General features: G+C 69.4%; 13 protein-coding genes. 3 read left to right on the forward strand and 10 right to left on the reverse strand.

Annotation, left to right across the window (positions count from 1 at the left end):
* Positions 1 to 80: 80 nt before the first annotated feature.
* Positions 81 to 3,989 (forward strand): tetratricopeptide repeat protein, encoded by a 3,909-nt coding sequence (locus CLV67_RS43335; protein ID WP_170154229.1) that lies wholly within the window; start codon positions 81 to 83, stop codon positions 3,987 to 3,989.
* 237 nt (positions 3,990 to 4,226) lie between these two features.
* On the opposite strand, the gene CLV67_RS43340 is transcribed toward CLV67_RS43335, so the two are convergent.
* Together CLV67_RS43340 and CLV67_RS43345 are read right to left on the reverse strand one after the other, a co-directional pair.
* Positions 4,227 to 4,892: a response regulator gene (locus tag CLV67_RS43340; protein ID WP_106329456.1), complete on the reverse strand. Its 666-nt coding sequence runs from the start codon at positions 4,890 to 4,892 to the stop codon at positions 4,227 to 4,229.
* The gene (locus CLV67_RS43345; RefSeq protein WP_106329458.1) at positions 4,889 to 6,037 is read right to left on the reverse strand and encodes a sensor histidine kinase; all 1,149 of its coding nucleotides are present in this window, start codon (positions 6,035 to 6,037) and stop codon (positions 4,889 to 4,891) included. Before CLV67_RS43345 ends, CLV67_RS43340 begins: the two co-directional genes overlap by 4 nt.
* A gap of 157 nt (positions 6,038 to 6,194) precedes the next feature.
* On the opposite strand from CLV67_RS43345, the gene CLV67_RS43350 reads away from it, so the two are divergent.
* Positions 6,195 to 7,454: a hypothetical protein gene (locus tag CLV67_RS43350; protein WP_146169529.1), complete on the forward strand. Its 1,260-nt coding sequence runs from the start codon at positions 6,195 to 6,197 to the stop codon at positions 7,452 to 7,454.
* A gap of 477 nt (positions 7,455 to 7,931) precedes the next feature.
* Here the strand turns inward: CLV67_RS43350 and CLV67_RS54625 are convergent, their stop codons facing one another.
* Both CLV67_RS54625 and CLV67_RS43360 read right to left on the reverse strand, forming a co-directional pair.
* Complete coding sequence (locus CLV67_RS54625; protein WP_106329462.1) at positions 7,932 to 8,858, reverse strand: pentapeptide repeat-containing protein; 927 nt, start codon at positions 8,856 to 8,858, stop codon at positions 7,932 to 7,934.
* Between the two features lie 143 nt (positions 8,859 to 9,001).
* A complete protein-coding gene (locus CLV67_RS43360) occupies positions 9,002 to 9,946 on the reverse strand; it encodes a tyrosine-type recombinase/integrase (RefSeq protein ID WP_203737686.1) in 945 nt (314 codons plus the stop codon).
* 303 nt (positions 9,947 to 10,249) lie between these two features.
* Here CLV67_RS43360 and CLV67_RS43365 point away from each other — a divergent pair, with 303 nt between their 5' ends.
* Positions 10,250 to 10,864 carry a class I SAM-dependent DNA methyltransferase gene (locus tag CLV67_RS43365; protein WP_239166828.1) on the forward strand — a complete coding sequence of 205 codons (615 nt, stop codon included), beginning with the start codon at positions 10,250 to 10,252 and terminating at the stop codon, positions 10,862 to 10,864.
* A 163-nt stretch (positions 10,865 to 11,027) separates the two neighbouring features.
* On the opposite strand, the gene CLV67_RS43370 is transcribed toward CLV67_RS43365, so the two are convergent.
* The 6 genes from CLV67_RS43370 to CLV67_RS43395 form a co-directional block, all read right to left on the reverse strand.
* Positions 11,028 to 11,636 (reverse strand): SoxR reducing system RseC family protein, encoded by a 609-nt coding sequence (locus CLV67_RS43370; protein WP_146169530.1) that lies wholly within the window; start codon positions 11,634 to 11,636, stop codon positions 11,028 to 11,030.
* 90 nt (positions 11,637 to 11,726) lie between these two features.
* Positions 11,727 to 12,362, reverse strand: coding sequence for a response regulator (locus tag CLV67_RS43375; protein ID WP_106329466.1), 636 nt, complete (start codon positions 12,360 to 12,362; stop codon positions 11,727 to 11,729).
* Complete coding sequence (locus CLV67_RS43380; protein ID WP_106329468.1) at positions 12,355 to 13,569, reverse strand: GAF domain-containing sensor histidine kinase; 1,215 nt, start codon at positions 13,567 to 13,569, stop codon at positions 12,355 to 12,357. The genes CLV67_RS43375 and CLV67_RS43380 overlap by 8 nt, the downstream gene beginning before the upstream one ends.
* Entirely contained in the window at positions 13,559 to 13,930 is a 372-nt protein-coding gene (locus CLV67_RS43385; RefSeq protein ID WP_106329470.1) for a hypothetical protein, read from the reverse strand. Before CLV67_RS43385 ends, CLV67_RS43380 begins: the two co-directional genes overlap by 11 nt.
* Positions 13,931 to 14,803: 873 nt before the next feature.
* Positions 14,804 to 15,016 (reverse strand): hypothetical protein, encoded by a 213-nt coding sequence (locus CLV67_RS53965; protein ID WP_239166829.1) that lies wholly within the window; start codon positions 15,014 to 15,016, stop codon positions 14,804 to 14,806.
* 150 nt (positions 15,017 to 15,166) lie between these two features.
* Complete coding sequence (locus CLV67_RS43395) at positions 15,167 to 20,014, reverse strand: DUF4011 domain-containing protein (RefSeq protein ID WP_106329472.1); 4,848 nt, start codon at positions 20,012 to 20,014, stop codon at positions 15,167 to 15,169.
* Positions 20,015 to 20,032 lie beyond the last annotated feature (18 nt).

A 20,032-nucleotide genomic window follows, 5' to 3' on the forward strand; every position in this document is an offset into this window, starting at 1 on the left:
CAACGACGACAGCAACACTTGGGGGTGACCGCATGAGCGAGCCGTCCTCACCGGAGGCGGAGCCGACCACACGACAGACTGTGCGCGCCGAATCCGGCTTTGCCTACGGCGCCATCGGTGCCGACATACATGTGTTCGGTGATGGATCGCCCGTTTACCTCCTGGAACGTTGGGTCCCGAGCCGATCTGCTGACAGCGAGTGGCTCCGCGAGGTTCCCAGCCGGATGCTCAACTCACGATTCGCGGTGGTCGAGTTCGTCGGCCGGGATGTCGAGATGGCCGACCTTCGTTCCTGGCGCGAGGATCGGCGATCACGGTCGGCGCGATGGATGTACGGCGCCGGAGGTATCGGCAAGTCGCGGCTGGCCGCCGAGTTCGCCGCCCAGTCGGCAGCCGAGGGCTGGCTGGTGGCGATGGCCACCCACGGACCCGGCTCCGTACTGCTCCCGCCCGGCAGCCAGGACCTGCGCCCCGACGGCACAGCCGGTCTGCTGCTGATCGTGGACTATGCCGACCGCTGGCCGTTCCAGCACCTGACCTGGCTGTTGAGCAACGCCCAGTTGCATCAGGTGGGACGACCCACACGCATCCTCATGCTCGCGCGCACGAACGACGTGTGGCCGGCAGTGCGCGGAAGCCTGGCCAACGCGCAATTCTCGGTATCCAGCACACACCTGGCCTCCTTGCCGGACGATGCCGGCAGCGGCAATCGGACCGAGATGTTCACCGCCGCGCGAGTCGCTTTCGGCGCCCGCTACGGACTGAGTGAGGTCGCATCGATCGACTCCCCGCTGCCGCTGAACGACGAAGACATGGGTCTGACTCTGGCCATCCACATGGCAGCGCTCGTCGCAGTCGACGCCTACGTTCGGGGGCGGCCTCCACCGCGCGACATGGCGGACCTGACGATCTATCTGCTCGACCGGGAGCACACGCACTGGGCACATCGGCATGCCACGGATCCCGGGCGCCTCGATCCGCCGACGATGGACCGCGTCGTCTTCACCGCCGTACTAGGCGGCCCGGTTCGCCGTTCGCTCGGCACCACGCTGGTGCAAGCCCTGCAGGTGGCGCCGCCGAGTGATCTGGTCCTCGACGACCACCTGTCCTGCTATCCGGCAGCCACGGATGGCAGCGTACTGGAACCGCTGTACCCGGACCGGCTCGCCGAAGACTTCCTGTCGCTGACCCTGCCCGGTCACGAGACCGACTACCCGGCCCAGAGGTGGGCGGTCGCGACGGTCGGCCAGGTGGTGCGGAGCCGCGAACCGGCGGTGCTGGCCCGGTTGGCAACCTTCCTGACCGCGGCTGCCGAACGGTGGCCGCATGTGGGCGAGACCTGTCTCTTCCCGCTTCTGAGGGAGCGGCCGGAGATCGCCGTGGAAGCCGGCAGCGCAGCGCTGACCGCCATCGCCCGGCTCCCCGCGGTGGGTGTTGACGTGCTGGCAGCTATCGAACCGCACCTTCCGCCGGCCCAGCACATGACGCTCGACGTGGGCACGGCAGAGGTCCTGGCCGAGCTGACGCGCCGCCGGTTGGCCGCCACGACGGATGTGCTCGAGCGGGCCGAACTACACGCTGCGCTCGTTCCCCGGCTGCACCAGGCGGGACGGTTCGACGAGGCGCTGGCTGTCGCGCGCGACGCGGTCGCCGGCTTCCGCGAGGTTGCAGGCCCGGCCCGCCCGGCACACCAGGAGGCCCTGGCCCACGCCCTGATCAACCTGTCGGCCGCCGAGAACAGGGCGAATCATACCGACGCGGCGAACAGTGCGGCGGCCGAGGCGGTGTCGATTCTCCAGGACCTCCCCGGTACCGGCGCGCTGGAACTCGCGACTGCTCTGGCCGCCCAGAGCCGAGCAGCTTTCGACGACGGTGACCGGCCCGCAGCGGTCACGGCGCTGCGTCGAGCCGTCGAGACGTTAAGGTCCTCACGGGTGCAGGACCAGGCCGTCCAGACCCTGCTCGCCGGCACCATGATGAACTTGAGCGGTATGCTGCCGGGCCTGGCGTCGCGTTCGGCGGCCCACGCCGTCGCGGCGGAGGCGGTCGCCATCTATCGGGAGTTGGCTGCGAGGGATCCGCAAACGTACCGGCCGGACCTAGCCGGCGCCCTGATCAATCTCGCCGGGCACACCACCGGCCGTCGATTCTCCGGCGGCCTGCGCCGCGGAACCGCTCAGCGGTTGCTCCGCGAATCAGTCTCCCTGTTCCGCGAACTCGAACGCAGCAACCCGGACTTCTACCGGGAGCCTCTCGCAATGGCGCTCAGCAATCTGAGCATCGTGCTCTCCGGGCGCGAGAACCGCACCGAGGCGTCAGCCGTGGCGGCCGAGTCGGTGCAGCTCCGACGCCGGCTGGCCGAACGTAACCCGGTACGGCACCTACATGACCTCGCGAGCGGGCTGGACACCTATGGCTCGCGGCTCGCCATGACAGATCGGCGGGACGAGGCGCTGGCGGCGATGACCGAATCAGCGGAGATCCTCCTGCGCCTGTTCCAGGCGGATCCGCGGCGGTACGGCGAGCGACTCGCCGCCTCGCACCGGCGCCTCGGCACTTACCTGAAATCACTCACCTTCTACGAACGCGGCAATCCGCGCCGGATGCGCGCCATGTTGCAATCAGCCGCGTTTCGCGCGGCGATGGAGGACGGGCGCCGCGTTCACGCCGCGATCACCACCGCGTTGACCAGCGACGCCGCACCCATCCTGGCCAGGGAGAGGGATGAGCCGCGGTCCGCGGAAACTCCCGATCGCCCGATCACTCCAGTCAACCCGGAAGAACATGACGACCCTCATGGACATTTCGAGCAGGCGATCTACCTGGCCGACCGGCTGCACGCTCGGATCGGGGCGTTCCTCCAGGCGCCGGGCGACGCCACGCCCCTGCTGGCCGAACAGGCGCGCGCCGAGGCGGACACCGTACGCAGGATCGGCGCGGACTACCGTTCGGATGCCGCTACCGGACTGTTTCAGACGCTGGCCATGTTCCACGCGCTCCGATTCCAACTGACTGAGGGCGTGGGCAAGGCCGAGGAAATCGCGTACGCCGCCGCGGCACTGGACCGCCTGGACGAAGAGGACGCGCCTGTCGGCGACGTCGTCCGGACGACGGTCGCGGAGGGACTCGATGTCGTCATGGACTACGCGGCTGCGGTCGCGGACCAGCACCCGGACGAGGCCGCCGCACTGTTCGCGCCCTTGGCGCGGCACCTGCCCCGCGGCCATCCCCGGCGGGGGGAACTGCTGAGTGACTACTGGGATGTGGTCTATTCCCGTTATGAGCGGACTCGGCAGTCGGGGGACCTGGACCACGCCGTGCAACTGGCGCGGGAGGCGGCCGCACTCACCGCGGCCGACGACCCGAATCGCGCGGCCCGCTTCTCCAAACTAGCGACGTCGCTGAGATCCGCCTACTTGTCGACCGGGAATGCCCGTCTCGCGGCCGAGCAGGTCGACTCTGCCCGCGAATCGCTGGCAGCCACCGCACGTGAGCACCGCTCCTACGCCTATCGACTTCGGGGCCTCTGCCAAGCGCTCTGCGACAGGTTCGAGGCCGACCGATCCGGCGCTGATCTCGAGGAGGCCGTCCACATCGGCCGGCAGGCGCTCGAGGCGTGGCCGGGCGGTGACCCGGTGAAGGCTGAGCTCCAGGCGGTCGTCAGCCGGGCGCTCTTTCTGACGTACGAGCACCGCCTCGGCCGCGCTGCCCTCGACGAGGCAATCGAGCTCTCCATCTCCGCTGCCCGCGGGATGCCCGCCGGCCATTCGCATCGGCGCACCGCCCTGATCAACCTGGCTCGCCACCGGCATGCGAGAGCGATGCTGACCGGGTCCTACGACGATCTCGAGGGCGCCATCGCGGCCGTCCGTGAGGTGCTCGAACTGACGCCGCCCGAAAACCCGGATCGGGCACACTACGCCACGATGCTGCGGCAGTTGAGCCACACGCGGTCGACCCAGTTCTCCGCAGACGGTCTCGGTAGCTGAACCGGCAGTCGTACCCCCCGCTTCGACCGGCCGGCCCTGGCCCTGATCGTGGAGATCTGCGGCCGATGCTTCATGTCGGTTCGGAGTGTGAGGGTGGCCTCGTCAGCACCGCTGAAGGTCATCCGTTTGAAGTGGCCGAGGTCGACGCCGACAAGGCTGAGCAGCCGGCCCTGTGGGGCCGCAGCGCGCGAGGCTGCGTTCGCGCACCGGGTGCACACGGCGCGCCGAGGCCGTGGGTCACTCCAGGCTGCGCCCGCCCGCGCGGACGAGCCCCGACTCGTACGCAAAGATGACAGCCTGGACGCGATCACGCAGGTTGAGCTTCATCAACACCCGGGCCACGTGGGTCTTCACCGTGGCCTCGCCCACGGTGAGCGCCGCGGCGATCTCGGCATTCGACAGGCCGCGCGCCACTAGCCGCAGCACTTCCGCCTCACGCGGTGTCAACCCGCCCACCTCGGGTGGCGGCAGCGGGCCGGGCTGGCCGGCGAACGCCGCGATCACCCGCGTGGTGATCGCCGGATCGAGCAGTGCCTCGCCCGCCGCGACCACCCGGATCGCAGTGATCAGATGCTCCGGCGAGGAGACCTTGAGCAGGAAACCGCTGGCCCCGGCGCGCAATGCCCGGTAAAGGTTCTCGTCCGAGTCGAACGTGGTGAGCACGATGACCCGGGGCGGATTCGGTGAGCCCAGCAGGGTTCCGGTGGCGGACAGGCCGTCCTGGCGGGGCATCGCGATGTCCATGAGGACGACATCCGGCCGCACCCGGCGAGCCACCATCACCGCCTCGGCCCCGTCTCCCGCCTCGCCCACCACGACTATGTCCGGCTCGGTCTCGATGACCATGCGCAGGCCTGCCCGGACCATCCGCTGGTCGTCGGCGATCACCACCTTGATGCTCACCGGGCCACCGCCGCGGGCATCGGCAGCCGGGCCTCGACCGCGAACCCGCCCGTCGCCCGAGGGCCGACCCTCAGCTCGCCGCCGAACAGCGCCGCCCGTTCCCGCATGCCGATCAGCCCCTGGCCGCCGACGTTCACGACGACCGCGCCGCCATCGTCGAGCACGCTCAGATACAGGCCGTCGGTTTGATACCCGACGGTCACCGTGACCCGCACCGGGCCCGCATGCTTGAGGACATTGGTCAATGCTTCCTGGACGATCCGGTATGCGGACAGGTCGACCGCGGGCGGCAGCGGCACCGGCGCCCCCCGCCGTCGCATGGTCACCGTCAGTCCCGCCTCGCGGACCTGGGCGATCAGCTCGTCAAGGCGGTCCAGTCCGGCGGGAGGCTGAGCGCTATCGGCGTCCTCGCCCCGCAACAACCCGAGCGTACGGCGCAGCTCCCCGACCGCCTCCCGCCCCGACGCCTCGATGCTGTGCAGCAACTCCCGGTCGACGCTCAACCCCGCGTCGAGCCGCCGCCGGACCACGCCGGCCTGGATCACCATCACGGTCACGCTGTGCGCCACCATGTCGTGCAGCTCGCGGGCAATCCGCACCCGCTCCTCCATGACCGCCTCGCGTGCCTGCTGCTCCCGGATCGCCGCGCGCGCCGAGGCCGCCTCGTCGGTACGGCGCGCCTGCACCGCCACGGCCACGCCCAGCCCGTACGGAGCCAGGGGGAAGAACAGCGCGGCCATCGGGTCGCCGTCGTCGAACCACAGGTACATGCCTGTGGTGAGGAGTATCAGGGCGATGCCGAGCACGGTCCGCCGGCAGCGGCTCGTCGGCGGAACGCAACGGCCCACCGTGTACGCCGCGATCATCATGGCGACCATCTGCCACAACCGGAAGTTGACTGTCTTCTCCCCGGCGATTGTCGCCTGGACGTAGAACATGTCGATCGGCGCGACCACGTGCGGCAGCATCGCGAGCAGCGGGATGCTGCGGCGCACCAGGATGAGGGCGCATACCCCGGCCAGCACGTACGGCCACCAGCCGCCCGGCATCCGGATGAAGTACTCCTCGAGGAGCCCGAACGCCGCGAAGCCACCGGCCAGGGCGACATCCGTCGGCCGGATCGCGCGCAGCCCATCGGAGATCATGCGCCGACGGTACGTCCCGAATCGCGCCACCGAACCCCTCCCGAGGATGACGCGCCGTCCCCCGCGCGGCGGAGCCGAGTTCCGTCCGCGTGCGGGTGACCGCCGGGCCGGCCTTTCGTAGCGTCCGTCGCCAGAACTTCGAGGAAGGACTCTGCAAATGTGGCGCAAAGCTACGGCGGCCTGCCTGGTGCTCGCCCCGATCGCGTTGACCGTCTCCACGGCGGTGGATCCGGCGCTGGGCACGGTGGAGGAGTACGGCGTCTACCGGGCCCATCCCGATGCCACCCAGTGGCATTCACTGCTCCTGCACTGGGCCTGGGCGCTGTTCGTCCCCGGTTTTCTCGGCCTGCTCGCCCCGGTCCGCCGGCGCGGCGTGGTGCTCGCGATCTTCGCCTGGGTGGCGACGGTAGTCGGCCTGGTCACCTTCGGGGCCCTCATGTCGGCAGACTTCGCCCTGCTCAGCCTCGAGCAGCAGAGCGGCGTGACCGACGCCCAACTGGCCGCCTGGGACGACCGGATGGCCGACCAGACCTGGGCGGTGCTGGGCTGGCAGCAACTCGGGATCCTCGGCTGGGGGCTGGCCCTGATGCTGACCCCGATCGCCGCCGCCCGGGCCCGGGTGATCAACTGGTGGACCGCGGGCCTGGCCCTCGCCGGGACGGTGCTCTACCTGCTCTTTGCGATCTCGCCGCTGCCGCTGTGCATTCTCGGGCCGGTCACGCTCGTCGTTGCGTACACCATGGCAGCCCGGCAGGTGCTCGGCTTCCGCGCCGCCGGCGATGAGCCGGGCGTGTTCGGCAGATTCCGGCGGCGCGCGGGCCAGATGTGCATGATCGCTGCCCCGCTGAGCTTCGCCGTGGGCATGGCCACCGTGCCGCCCGGCTCGCCCGAGCCCGACTCCATCCTCAAGCACCCGGATCTCGGGCAGGCAAGCGCGTTCTTCCTGCACCTGGCGTGGGTGCTGTTCATCCCCGCGGTGCTCACGCTGGCCGCCCCGGGACGCCGCGTCACCCGGATCGCCAGCGGCCTGACCGTGCTCGGTCTGATCAACTTCAGCGGACTGATGTTCGGCGACTACCTCGACCTGGCCGCCCGCCAGTCCCTCGGCAACACAATCGCCGACCAGGCGGCCGAGACGCAGGGCGGGTACCTGACGTTCAGCCTGGGCTGGGTGCTGCCCGGCATGCTGCTGGCATTGCTCGGCCTGATAGTGGTGGCAACCAGCGCGGCCGTCGACCGAGTGGTGCGCTGGTGGGTGCCGGCCCTGGTCGGGGCAGGTTTGGCCGCGTTCTTCCTGCTGGGTCTCGGCCCGATCGGGGTGATCGGCCCGCTGCTGTTGCTGGGCGGCTTCGGGGCGGCCGCTGTCACCCTGCGAACCCCGGCGGCCACCGAGGTCAGCGCGGTTCCGGTGGGCTGACCTCGGAGGCCGCCCCAGAAATGCGCCTGCACCATCGCGACCAGGGCGAGGCGGGAGCGTGCCGTTGACAGAATCGGGCTTCAGCCGAGCGGACGCCTACGCAACCTGATCGAGATAGTGCCTTCGCTGCGGCCCGAAGGCACTATCTCTTCGAAGTTGCGTGGATCGTGACCGCGCCAAATCGCGTCACGGAATGAGCGAGGACATGCGTGCCGTCGTCGCGCGCATGCTCGAACCCGGCAATGCGACTCACCTCCCCGACATGGTTCGTGACCTGCAGGTGAGTGCCGCCTCTGCCGGCGCGGACACAGTTGGAGCTCGGCCGCCGCCTCGGCCCGTCGCCGAGGGCCAGCCCCTGCAGCCCGGACGTCCTCACATGCTCAGGCTCGAAACCTGTCTGCCTAACGTCTCCCAGCGAGCATTCTCCGCGGCAGATCCGGATATCCGCTCTACGCTGGTGAGAGTGTCAACTTTTATTTAGCGACGCCTGTAGTGGCTTTTCGGGTCGGATACCGATATGCAGCCACGAGCTGTGGGGTCGAACGCCTCGGGCCATTTGGTCCTTGCATCGAACTTCGCACCGTTCAGCACTGCACCATTCAGATTCGCACCGGCAAGATCGGCCCCCCATAGCATCGCTCCCGCAAGGTCAGCGCCGGAAAGATCTGCCTCACGCAAATCGCAGTCACCAAGATCGGCGCCTACTAGGGAACAATCACCGAGTCGAGCACCAGCGAGAGAAGAGACGCCAAAGAGTGCGTGATCGAAGCAGAGGCCCCACATGCGAGCCCTTCGTAGGTCCACGAATGTAAGGCGCGGTAGCTCGCTACTTGAAGCTCGGTGAAGCCGTCCGAGAACTGTGACTGCACTCTGGACATCGCTGGCGCGCATTGCAAGAGTCGGCTGCTGCAGAACAGGGAGTACGTCACCTGCCGAAGATGATCCTGGCCACGGTGCATGACCTCGGACGAAGGCGCTGAGAATTGCCGTGACGGCGTCGCAGTCGTCCGGAGAATTGCGGGCGATCCGCTCCAAAGCATAAATCCCGCCAATCCGTACATCCATGTTGGTTGCGCCTAGGTGGTCGACAGCCCGCGTAAATCGCTCAGTCACTTGACCGTCGCGTGAGACCCTAAGTTCAGCCTCATTGACGCGGAGTCGGCGAAAGGCGGCGTAAGCGCCCAGCAATACAGCAGCGCCAGCTATTGCCTGTGTCAGCGTTTGGCGCGCTTGCCCCGTAGCTTCTATTCGCTTTACGCCGTCGAGGGGCTGGTCGCCCATGTCGAGATCGACAATTAAGCCAGGGGCCAGAAAGATGATCGCGAAGGCGCTACAGATGATCGTCGTCGAGGTAAGGGCGACACCTACCGCCTTGGCGGGTAAACGACTCCACTGCTTCCTCATGTTCCGATCGAATCAAATCACTGCAATTGTGAATATTCCTCGCGTCGACATGGGTGGGAGCGCGTGGATCGCCTGGATGGTACCTGTTTATCGCGCGCTCGCTGTTCCTTGAGGCCGGTGCGGATCTGATCTTCGCCGCACTCTCATCGGCACGACCGCGTGTTGATGCTGGCTACGTTCCGGAGGCCATGAAGGTGGCGAGGATGTAGTTGGGGTGGCGGTCGAGGTTCTTGCGGGCGGTCGTAGTGGATGGTGGTGCGGGGGTCGGTGTGTCGTGCGGCGATCTGGACGTCGCGGAGGCTGACGCCGGCGTCGAGCATGGTGGTGACGAAGGTGTGGCGCAGCATGTGCGGGTGCATCTTGGGGATCCGCAGCTCGGCGGTCTCGGCCAGGTGCTTGAGCCGGCGGGTCGCCGCGTGCCGGTCCATCCGACAGCGGCGGGCGTTGCGCAGGATCGGCCCGTCATCGCGGTCGTCGACGGCGCGGTCGATCGCTCGGGCCACCGCTGGCGGTAGTGGCACGAGGACTACCTTGCCGCCTTTGCCGCGGACCTTGAGCACGCGGTGGCCGTGCTCCTCGCCGAGGTCGGCGATGTTGGCGCCGCAGGCTTCGAAGATCCGCAATCCGAGCAGTCCGAGCATCGCGACGAGTGCGTAGTCGTTGATGTTGGCCGACAGCCGGGCTGCGGTGATCATCGCCTCGAACTGCAGATGGCTGAGGCCGAGAGTGGGTGACTCGGGTGGCACCAGTGGCCGGCGGACGTAGTCGGCGGGTGAGTGCGGCAGGATCTCGTCGATCACGCAGACGCGGTAGAAGCCGATCACGACCGACAGCCGCCGGGACACCGTCGAGGGCTGGTAACAGTGGACGTCCTGCAACCAGCGCACGTAACGCTCGACGTCCGTGCGAGCCGCGGCGAGCGGGTTCAAGGGTTGGTCAGCCGACCACTGCAGGAACACCTTCAGGTCGGAATCGGTGTGCAGCCGGGACTGACCGCGGTAGCGGCCGAGGTAGGCGGCCACGGCGGCCATCAGGAGGCGCGAGTCAGAAGTGGCGAGGTTGGGCTGGGATGCTGTTGAGGTAGTCATACCCCACGCTTCGACCGGCCAGTTCGCGCCCTGATGGTCCAGGTCCGCCACCGGAGATGCGCCTGACGAGCGCCTACTATTCGGATGCCGGGCCGCGGCGCACCTTCGTGAGGTTCTCCCCGAGCGATGACCGCTGCCCGGCACCTCGTCGTCTCGAACGGCCACCGCCCATCACGCTCGCAGCTGCAGATCCGTACGCTATGCGGCGACTATCTCGGTCGGCGTCGTCGTGATCGTGGTCATGCAGCCCTGCACGCCTGTTCGGGGCGGATCGAGGGCTGACTCTGAATCTAGAGTGGCACGGTGAGAAACCAGCCGGTCCGTGACGCTTACTCGTACATGTCGGAGCAGTACATCGCCTTATTCGATGGTGACTGGCAGGCCCACGCGGATGACACGGCCCTCGTCCGAGAGCACCTTGTCGGCTTGGACGGGACGGTGTTCGATCTCGGCTGTGGCCCCGGGCACTGGAGCGCCTACCTGCATTCACTCGGCGCAGACGTGACCGGCGTCGACCTGGTCCCTGAGTTCATCGACCATGCCCGGACACACTTTCCCGGGCCAGAGTTCCGGCTCGGATCGATGGTCGACCTGGAGCTTCCCGACCATTCGGTGGCCGGCATCCTCTCCTGGTACTCGACCATCCATCTGTCACCACCGGAGCTGGACGCAGCACTCATCGAGTTCCGCCGGATGCTGGCATTTTCCGGGAAGCTGGTGATCGGCTTCTTCGACAGCGACGACGAAGTCGCCGCGTTCGACCACAAGGTCTGTACGGCATACCGTTGGCCCGTGGACGAGTTGTCCGCCCGCCTGGCAAGAGCCGGTTTCACCGAGCTTCAGCGCTTGAGGCAACAGTTCCCGGAGCACCCAGACCGCAAGTACGCGGCCATCGCCGCAACCACCGCTGGCCGATAGCGGCCGACTCGCAGAGCGAACGCCCCCCTGCGGCCAACCGATCTCGTTACCGGGAACCAGCCACTGAGCCCCGGTCTCGACGGAAGTGCCGCCCCGACCGGCGGCAGAAGAGGACGGCCGCCGAGCGGGAAGCACGGAAGATCTCACACCAGGGTGGCCCGCCTCAACGATGGGCGACAAGCCGTCGATTCAGCTCGGCGAGCAGCGCCGACGGTCCGGGCGTCATCAGGCCGACGTCGACGATGAACGCGGGGGCGCCCGAGCGCCGGCGTACCCGTGGTGTCCACGCCGACACGGCGGCGACGGTAGCGGCGTTCAGGCTCGTGGGAGTTACCAGCAGTTCGGTCAACGGGCCGGTGAAGCGCAGCCCGACCGACTGAACCGCCGACCACGGCAAGAACACCGGGTGGCGGCGGGTGGCCGCGAACTCCAAGCCGGCGGCCGATGTGCGTATCCATCCGAGATTGCGGCCGGCACCGAGGACGGCTCCGGTTGCTCCGGCGATCGCCGTCAGCAGCACCCAGATCACCGTTTCAGTGAAGTCCCACTCCCCCAGCGAGAGGCCGATCACGATCCCGCGGACCAGCAGAAACACGGGAATGAAGATCAGTGCCATCCGCAGCCACAGCCGCGACCGGCGCAGACGGAATGTCACCGCGTCGCCGGCTGGGGCGGGGATGAGATCAACGGTGGCCATCAGGGAAGTATCCGCAGCCCGGCTCGTCCTCGGATCAGCCGAATGATCACAGCCCGAGCCGTGGTCGCAGGCCAATGCCGGTTACCGGCGCATCTTGAAGAATGGCGACGTGCATGACCCCGCGGCGCTGGTGAGCCGGATGGCTTCTCGTGTGACACGGCAGGGTCAGTTGATGCCGGCGTCGCGGGCGCGGACTATCGCCTGGGCCCGGCTTGCCACGTGGAGCTTGCTGAAGACGTTGCTCACATAGTTGCGCACCGTTTTGGGACTCAGGCTCAGGCTGATGGCGATGTCGTCGTTCGCGAGGCCGCGCGTCATCAGGCGCAGGACGTTGCGCTCGCTTTCACTCAGGGCGGGGAACGGCTCGGTCGTACGGCCGGCGAAGAATGCCATGATCCGGGTGGCTATCGCGGGGCTGTAGATGGCCTCGCCGTGCCCCACCGCCAGGATCGCCCTGGTCATCTCTTCGTCCTCGGTGTCCTTGAGGACGTAGCCCCGGGCGCCGGCGCGCAGGGCCGCGAAGACCGAATCGTCGTCCTCGAACATTGTCACCACCAGGATGTGCGGGTGTGGATCGCTGCCGGTCAGCTTGCGGATGGCGGTGAGGCCGTCGCCGCCGGGCATCTGCAGGTCCAGCAGGATCAGACGCGGATCGAGGCTTTGCGCCAGGCGTACGGCCTCGTTGCCGTCGGCGGCCTCGCCGACCACCTCGATGCCGGGCATCGTCGCCAGCAGCGCCCGCAGACCTCTGCGGAACATCGGGTGGTCGTCGGCGAGCAGGACGGTGATCGGCTCAGTCATGAGTCCTCATCGGAAAGGTGACGGCTACCCGGGTTCCGCCGCCTGGCGCGGTGCCGATGTCGATCGTGCCACCCAGCTCGATGCTGCGTTCACGCATGGAGAGGTGACCGACCCCCGCGAGGTACGTCTCGGGCAGTCCCCGTCCGTCATCGGTGACGGTGAAGACCACCTCGTCACCGGAGGTGGTGAGCTCGACCGCGCACCGGGTCGCGTTGGCGTGCCGGGCGGCGTTGTGCAGCGCCTCAGCGGCTATCCGGTAGATGGCGACCTCGACGGCCGCGGGCAGGACCGGCATCGGCGCCGGCACCGAGACCGTTCGGGCCAGTCCATCGGTCGGATTGAGGTTGCGCAGGGCGTCGACCAGGCCGAACTCGTCAAGCATCGGCGGTCTCAGCGCGTACACCAGGCGTCTGATCTCCGCTGTTGCCTGCCGGATGCCGCTGCGCAATTCCCCGGCCAGGAGTTCGGCCGCCGCCGGGTCGGTTCGCAGGGTGCGTTGCAGGACGCCGAGCTGCAAACCCAGTGAGGCAAGCGTGGGCGCGAGGCCGTCGTGCAGATCGCGGCGGATGCGCCGGCGTTCCTCCTCGCGTGCCGTGACGAGTTGTTCGCGTGAGTGCTGCACCGCGGCGGTGAGCTGGGCGGCGTGCAGGGTGATCGCGACGTGGCGCGCCAGGTCCTCAAGAAGACGTACATCGGCAGCGGACAGCCAGTCCCGGCGGCGGCGTGCGCTCGCCCGCAGCGTGCCGAGTGTCAGATGGTGGTACGTCAGTGGGATGGCGACGACGGCCGCGCCCTCCGGCACCGCTCCGTGCGAGGTGATGACACGGCCGTCGGCCTCGATCTCGACGTACGGCAGGGCGAGCGTGTCGGCGAGCAGCGCCGCGACCGCCGGTAGCAACCCGTCGATGTGCGGGTCTGCCTGCAGTTGCCGGTAGACCTGGTCGGCGACCTCGTACGTATTGTCACGCTGCCCGTACGCAAGCTGGTGAACGCCGCGTTCGACGCGTGACGCCACCGGCGACCAGGTCGCCACCACGATGGCGAACGCGACTGCGTGCGACCACCATGGGATCTCGGCGAGCGAGCCGATCGGCCGGGACGGAAACGTGACCACCACCGCCACCAGGCCGGCGACGACGAAAACGTACCAGATCATCAGGAAGGGGACGAACAACTGGTACAGCCATCGGCTGCGCTCAGGCCGCACTGACGACCCGTTCCCGCCATAGGCACAGGGTGATGACGACGACGTGGTGCACGAGCATCACCGCGGCGAAAGTCAGCTCCGCCACGGTCGCATCGAAGAGCAGCGAGCTGATCGCCTGGATGATCCAGAACGCGTTGACCGCGATCAGCAGGACCGCACCCCACTTCTGGCTTCGCCAGGCGCCGTACGCCGCCACGAGCGCCAGCACGTCGGAGGTGAAGCTGCCGAGCACGAGCGCGAACGGGCCGTCGCTGTCGCGTGCGCCGAGCACCAGATTGGGCAGGTCGTACAACCCGATGCCGATGAGTGCCACCAGCACGGACAGGACGGCCGCGGTCTTCAGCGCGGTGGACCGGGTCATGGTTACCATCAGAGATCCTCCAGGTGTCGGCTGTCGAGGGCATTGACGCTAGGAGGTCGCCGACCCCTCGGTCACGAGGCAGATGTCCTCATCTGGTGGGACACGCTCATGGGACGTCAAGTCACCGGACGGCCGAGGTGACCCTTCGGATGGAGGCACGTGCGGATTTGAGCGTGGGATCCAGGCCACGCGTCAGCCACTGATTCTGGTGGCGACCAGCACGTAACGTGGCGCCCCGGGCGCGCAGGCGCGGATCCGGATCAACCGCTCTTCAATCATTCTCGCAATGCACTCAATTCGGCACGACGAGACGCTGGCCCGCAGCCGTGACGGCGGTGCTCGCCGGACGCGCACAGTGCCAGTTGGGGGTGCCCGATCAGTGATTGGGGGGGCGTTGGTCGGCTGAAGCGCAAACGCCGCTTCGACGTCGGAGCTGACGTTACGGACGTTCAGTCGTCGATGATCAGCCAGGCGGTCCGGGTCAGCGGGCTTGTGACCATGCGGTCGTCGCGCACCACCCACAGACGCTGTAGAGCGGGCAGGTCGAGGGGCGTGGAAAGCGTAGAATGGCCCGTACAGCTCCAGCCCTTCGACGGATGACGCCGCCGACATCCCGGTGATGTCGCCCAGCCGTCCGTACACGGCGTGCGAGTTCGTGAGCGGTTCGAAGACGCCGAGCGTCAAGCGCCTCACCCGTGGCAGCCGGGCGACGGCGAGTGCGGTGACGCAGCCGGCGTAGTCGAACTGGCGGCCGGCCAGAGACCGCGGGTTCGGTCGCCGACTGGGATCTGTGCCCAGGCAAGCTGTTGCACGACCAGGTGCGCGCCACGGGCGGTGACCTCGTCGGCGTGCCCGGTCCGAGTGTGCAGGGCGTCAGCGTTGATCAGCACCCCCGATCAGGGTGTCGAGCACCTTCTCCACGGCGTCGACCAGCGGTGTGAACGACGTGATCTCGTTCGACTGTTTGTCCACCGTGACCTGGGCAATCGCGATCCCGGTGGTGGTGCCGAGGGCGGACAGCAGATGAATCTGACGGCCGTCGCCGAGGCGGGCGCCTCGCAGGGTCTTGCCGTCGACCGCGATCACCCGGTGATATCAGCGTGGCGGCAGGCCCGACCGGCGGATCCATCAACGGCCTCGCGGCCCTGGTACGACAGCCGGGACGTCCGGCGCGATCGCTGCCGAGAGCGAATCCGGGATCGGCCGGTCAGGGTGAATCCGAGTCGAAGCACGTGGTCATTTGCGGGCCGGTTCGGCGCGTAAAACTCGAGGCCGGCTGTTCGGTGCGCGATCGAACGTCGCCGCCTCGACCGCGCCGGTGCGGCCACGGTGTGCGGCGGCGGCACGGTCCAGCGCCGCTTTCAGGCGCTGCTCCTCGACCGCCCGATCGCGGTACCACGCCAGCGCCCATGCCCGGTGCAACCGCCACCCCAGGCCGATGAGCACCTGGTCGTTGAGGCGGTCCCGGTCGCGGGTCGCGGGGCAGTCGCGGTAGGCGGGGCCGTCGCAGCGCACGCCGAGCAGGTAGTCGCCGGCCGGGTCGTCCGGGTGGCGCACCGCGATGTCGACGCGCCCGCCGGCCGCGCCGAGGCCGGCCTGTGCCGGGTAGCCCCAGGACCGTACGGTCTCCAGCACCGAGGTGACGAACTCGCTGGTCGTACCGGACGGGTCGGCGCCGTCGCGGCCGGACTCGTGCTGCACGTAGTCGAGGTAGGCCGCGAGCTGCCGTACCCCCTCGTTGTCCGACTCGGGGATGTCGCGGGCCAGGATCGACGTGACGATCTCCACGCGGCGCCGGGCCCGGGTGATGGCCACGTTGAGCCGACGCCAGCCGTTGGGCCGGTTCAGGGCGCCGAAGTTGGCGCTGATGCGGCCGGACTCGTCGTACCCGTAACCGATCGAGAAGATCATCACGTCGCGTTCGTCGCCCTGGACGGATTCCAGGCTCTTGACGAACAGGCCGTGCAGCCGGTCGTCGGTGATCGCCTGTTCCAGGGCCTGCGGCCGGTCGGTGATCTTCTCGAGGGCGCGTTCGATGGCTTCGGCCTGGGTGACGGAGAACGTGACCACGCCGAGGGTGCTGCCGGGGCGGGCGGTGAAGTGGTGCACGATGCGCTCGGCGACGCGTGCTGCCTCGACCGGGTTGTCGCGGCCGCCGGCGCGGCGGTAGACGCCCGCGACCGGGAACATCTCGACGCCGGTGTCGGGCCCGCCGTCGACGGGGGCGGGGAACGTGTTGAGCCTGCCCTGGTAGAACGCCTCGTTGGCGAACTCGACCAGTGCCTGGTGCCGGCTGCGGTAGTGCCAGGTGAGGCTCATGCCCAGGAAGGCGCCGCAGGCCTTGGACAGCTCGAGAACCGACTGGTAGTCGAGGACTTCGCTGTCCTGGCCGACGGCCGAGAAGGAGCGGTCGAAGAACGACGTCGGTGGCAGCTGACGGTCGTCGCCGGCGGTGATCAGGGACCGTCCGCGGTAGATGCAGTTGACCGCCTCGGCGGGGGTGACCTGCGAGGCCTCGTCGAAGATGACGGTGTCGAAGACGACGTCCGGCGGCAGTGACTGGCTGACGGTCAGAGGTGAGGCGAGCACGCAGGGGCGGACCGACAGCACGGCGTCGCGGGCGTTGGCGATCAGGTCCCGGACCGGAAGCTGCCGGTCGGACTTCATGGCCTCGCGCCGCAGCAGGCCGGCCGCGGTGCTGTCGGCGGCCGGGCGGCGGGCCTCTATCGCGGCGGTGATCTCGCGCGCCGCGAGCAGCGCGAGGTTCTCGTCGGCCTGGCGGAACTCGGCGATCAGGCGGTCGCGGTCCTCGCCGCGCCAGGGGCGCAACCGGTCGTCGGTGCGGACCACCGCGTCCACCCAGCCGTGCAGCAGCGCCCGCTCCAGGACGCGGGGCACCTCGGCCCGGTCGAGGCGCTGGTCGGCGCAGAACTCGACGGCCGCGTCGAGGCCGTACGTGGTGAGCACGTCACGCGCGTCGACGCAGGCGAACCACTCCTCCTGGCCGCTGCTGTCGTCGCGGAGCTGCCGCAGCACGGCGCCGGCCCGCCGGTAGTCGTCGAAGTGTTCGCGCAGGCCGGCCTGCCGGGTGGCGGTGAACCCGGCGAGGACCGCCTGGCTCGCCTCGGCCCATTCCCGGGCGCGGTCGGCCAGTCCCGGGATCGGCCGCAGGTCGCCGAGGGCGGCGGCCTGTTCCTCGGTGAGCGGCCCGCCGGCGAGGTCGCGAGCCGTCTCGGCCCAGGTGACGGTCGCGGTGAGCGTGGCGGGGTCGACTTCGGGCATTTCTTCGGTACGGTCCGCGGCCGCCTCCTCGGCGTGTTGCGCCGCGGCGCGCAGTTCCGCCAGCCGTACGGTCTCGGCGTAGTCGAGAGACCGCCCGGTCGCCGCGTCGTAGGCGCGGACCGTCTCCGCCGCCGCGTGCAGCGCCGCGCTGTGCGCGGTCAGCCAGGCGACCGCGTCGTCGATCGTCCCGGTCACGAGTTCCGGCCGGGCGGCCGGGCTGGGAGCCGGGCGCAGTGTCGCCTGCCAGCGCAGCAGGGCGTCGCGCGCCTCGGTGACCACCTGGATCGGCGCCGGGTCGTTCTCGGGCGCGCAGAGGTAGCCGAGCACCGCCTCCTGCCCGCCCGGCGGGACGGCGGTGAGGGCCGTGGCGGCGACCGCGATCGCGTCGTCGAGTGCGGCGAAGTCGGTGCCGCGGCCCTGCCAGTACCGGCCGAGCGATGTCGCGTACGAGTGCTCGGCCGCGGCGAGGTCCTGCAGTGCTCTTTTCCACGCGACGGCGGTGCCGAGCCGGTTGATCGCGTCGCCGAGGTACGCGCTGGGCAGCACGAATCCGGCGACCTGCCGCTTGTCGTGCCGGTAGGCGGCGGTCAGCTTCCGCCATCCCCGGTGCACGTTGGTGAACCGTTCGGCGAGTTCCTCGACCGGTTGCGCGAGGATCGCCTCGGAGAAGTACGGCCGTGCCTGGATCTCCGCGCCGACCAGGACCTCCAGTGCCCGGCGCAGCACGCTGGCCCCGGTCTGCACCGCCGTGAGGGTGCCCGGCCGGAACCAGAACCGCTCGGGCTTGTGCGGCCGGTCGCCGAGCTCCACGACGGTGGCGACGCGGGAGATGTCCCTGATGGTGGTCACCGGGGGCAGGCCGAGCCGGGTGGTGACCCGGTCGACGGCGCGGCGGTGCTGTTCGAGCTGTTCGGCGGCCCGGGTGAAGGAGCGGGCCAGCTCGTCGGCGTCGGTGGCGGTGAGGGTGCCGAGGTCGACCGGTGCGTGCAGGTCTTCCACGGAGGGAACCTCGGGGAGGTCGCCGGGGTCCGGCAGCACGGTCCAGGGCACCCCGGCGCGCTGTTTGACCGCCGTGGCGGCCCGGGCGGCGACCGCGAGCTCGATACCGTGTCGTTCGGCGGCCTTGCGGATCGGGTCGAGGTCGGCGGCGGTGAGCCAGGAGTCGGGGACCTGCGCCGGCCGGGCGCCGGCGTGGTCGGCGAGCCTGGCCAGGACGTCCGCGCCGGACGGCCGGTGCAGCCCGAACACCCTGGCGGGCGCGTCGGCGGTCCGGGCGGTGCGGATCAGTGCGGCGAGGGCCTTCTCTGCGCGGCTCAGGGCAGGGTCGAGGGGCTCGCGGGTGGTGACGTCGCGCCACAGCAGGTCGGTGCTGCCGGACATGGCCCGCCACGAGCGGGACAGCTGGTCGGTGGCCTCGCGGATGCGGTGCACGATGTCGGGGGTGAGGTCGTCCGGGACGATCGCGGGAACCGGTGCGGCGGGCAGACCGGACAGCACGGCACAGCGCCCGATGATCGTGTAGAGGCTGGCTCCGAAGGGCTGCCTGGTCTCGTTCATGGCGGCGGCGAAGGCGGTGAGCCGCTGGCGCGTCTCGCGCAGGGTGACACGGTCGACGGCCGGCGCCGCGGCGGGGGCCACCGGTTTCTCGTCGACGGCAGCGGCCAGCAGGGTCGCGACCTCTCGCCGGCCGGCCTTCTGACCGTGCAGTTCCAGCAGGTACCGGTCGAGTCCCACCTCGGCGAGCCGGTTGCGGACCACGTCGAGCGCGGCCACCTTCTCGGAGACGAACAGCACCCGTTTGCCGGCGTGCAGCAGCGCCCCGATCATGTTGGCGACGGTCTGCGACTTGCCGGTGCCGGGCGGGCCGTCCATCACGAAGCTGTGCCCGGCCAGCGCCGCGGCGACGCAGGCTCGCTGGGACGAGTCGGCGTCGAGGACCAGCGGCACGTCCTCGGGTGGCGCGAGCCGGTCCACGTCCTCGGGCCGGATCGGGGTGAACCGGAACTGGCCGGTCTGGCGCCGCTGGTCGGTGACGGCGAGGGCGCGCACGACCGGGTGCGCCAGGATGCGTTCCTCGTTGTCCTGCAGGTCCCGGTAGATCGCCTCCTTGTGGAAGGTGAGGCAGGCGAGGATCACGGCGGGTTCGATGTGCCATCCGTGCCGGCGGGCGACGGTGTCGGCGAAGTCGGTCCAGAACCGGGACACGTCGAGGTCGGCGCCCGGGTCCGGCGCCGGAACGCTGATGCCGCTCTGACGCAGCCGCAGGGCGAGGGCGGGGTTGAACACCGGGTCGGCGTCGCGCAGCCGCAGTTCGGGCGGCTCGCCCTGCTCGCCGGTGACGAGCTCGACCGGAAGCAGCAGCAGCGGGCTGGCGTAGCTGGCGAACTCACTCTCCGGGTCCTCGGCGTCCTCGGCGAGGCGCCAGTGCAGCAGCCCGAGGGCGAGGTGCAGCACGGCGACGCCGCGGTCGAGGTGTTCCTGCTGCGCGCGGCGCATCATCCGCCGGAGCAGCGGTCCGAGGGAGCGTTGCGAAAGTTCGGTCCGGAAGGCGGTGGCCTGCTGGCCTTCACCGCCGTCCGGGCCGGTCAGGGTGCACTGGCCGCCGCGGGTCAGCGCGTTGACCACCTGGTCGGCGTCCGGCGAGGTGATCGCGAGCAGGTCGCCGCCACCCCCGGTGAAGTTGATCAGCCGGTTGTTGTCGCCGAGGTCGATCAGGCTGTCGCGCCAGGCCCGCACGGCCGCGTGCACCCCGGCCCGTGCCGGTCCCGGCTCGGGCCGGTCGTCGTCCCGCCGGGTTCCCATGATCCTGATTGCAGCAGA

Source organism: Actinoplanes italicus (assembly GCF_003001815.1).
Classification (GTDB): domain Bacteria; phylum Actinomycetota; class Actinomycetes; order Mycobacteriales; family Micromonosporaceae; genus Actinoplanes; species Actinoplanes italicus.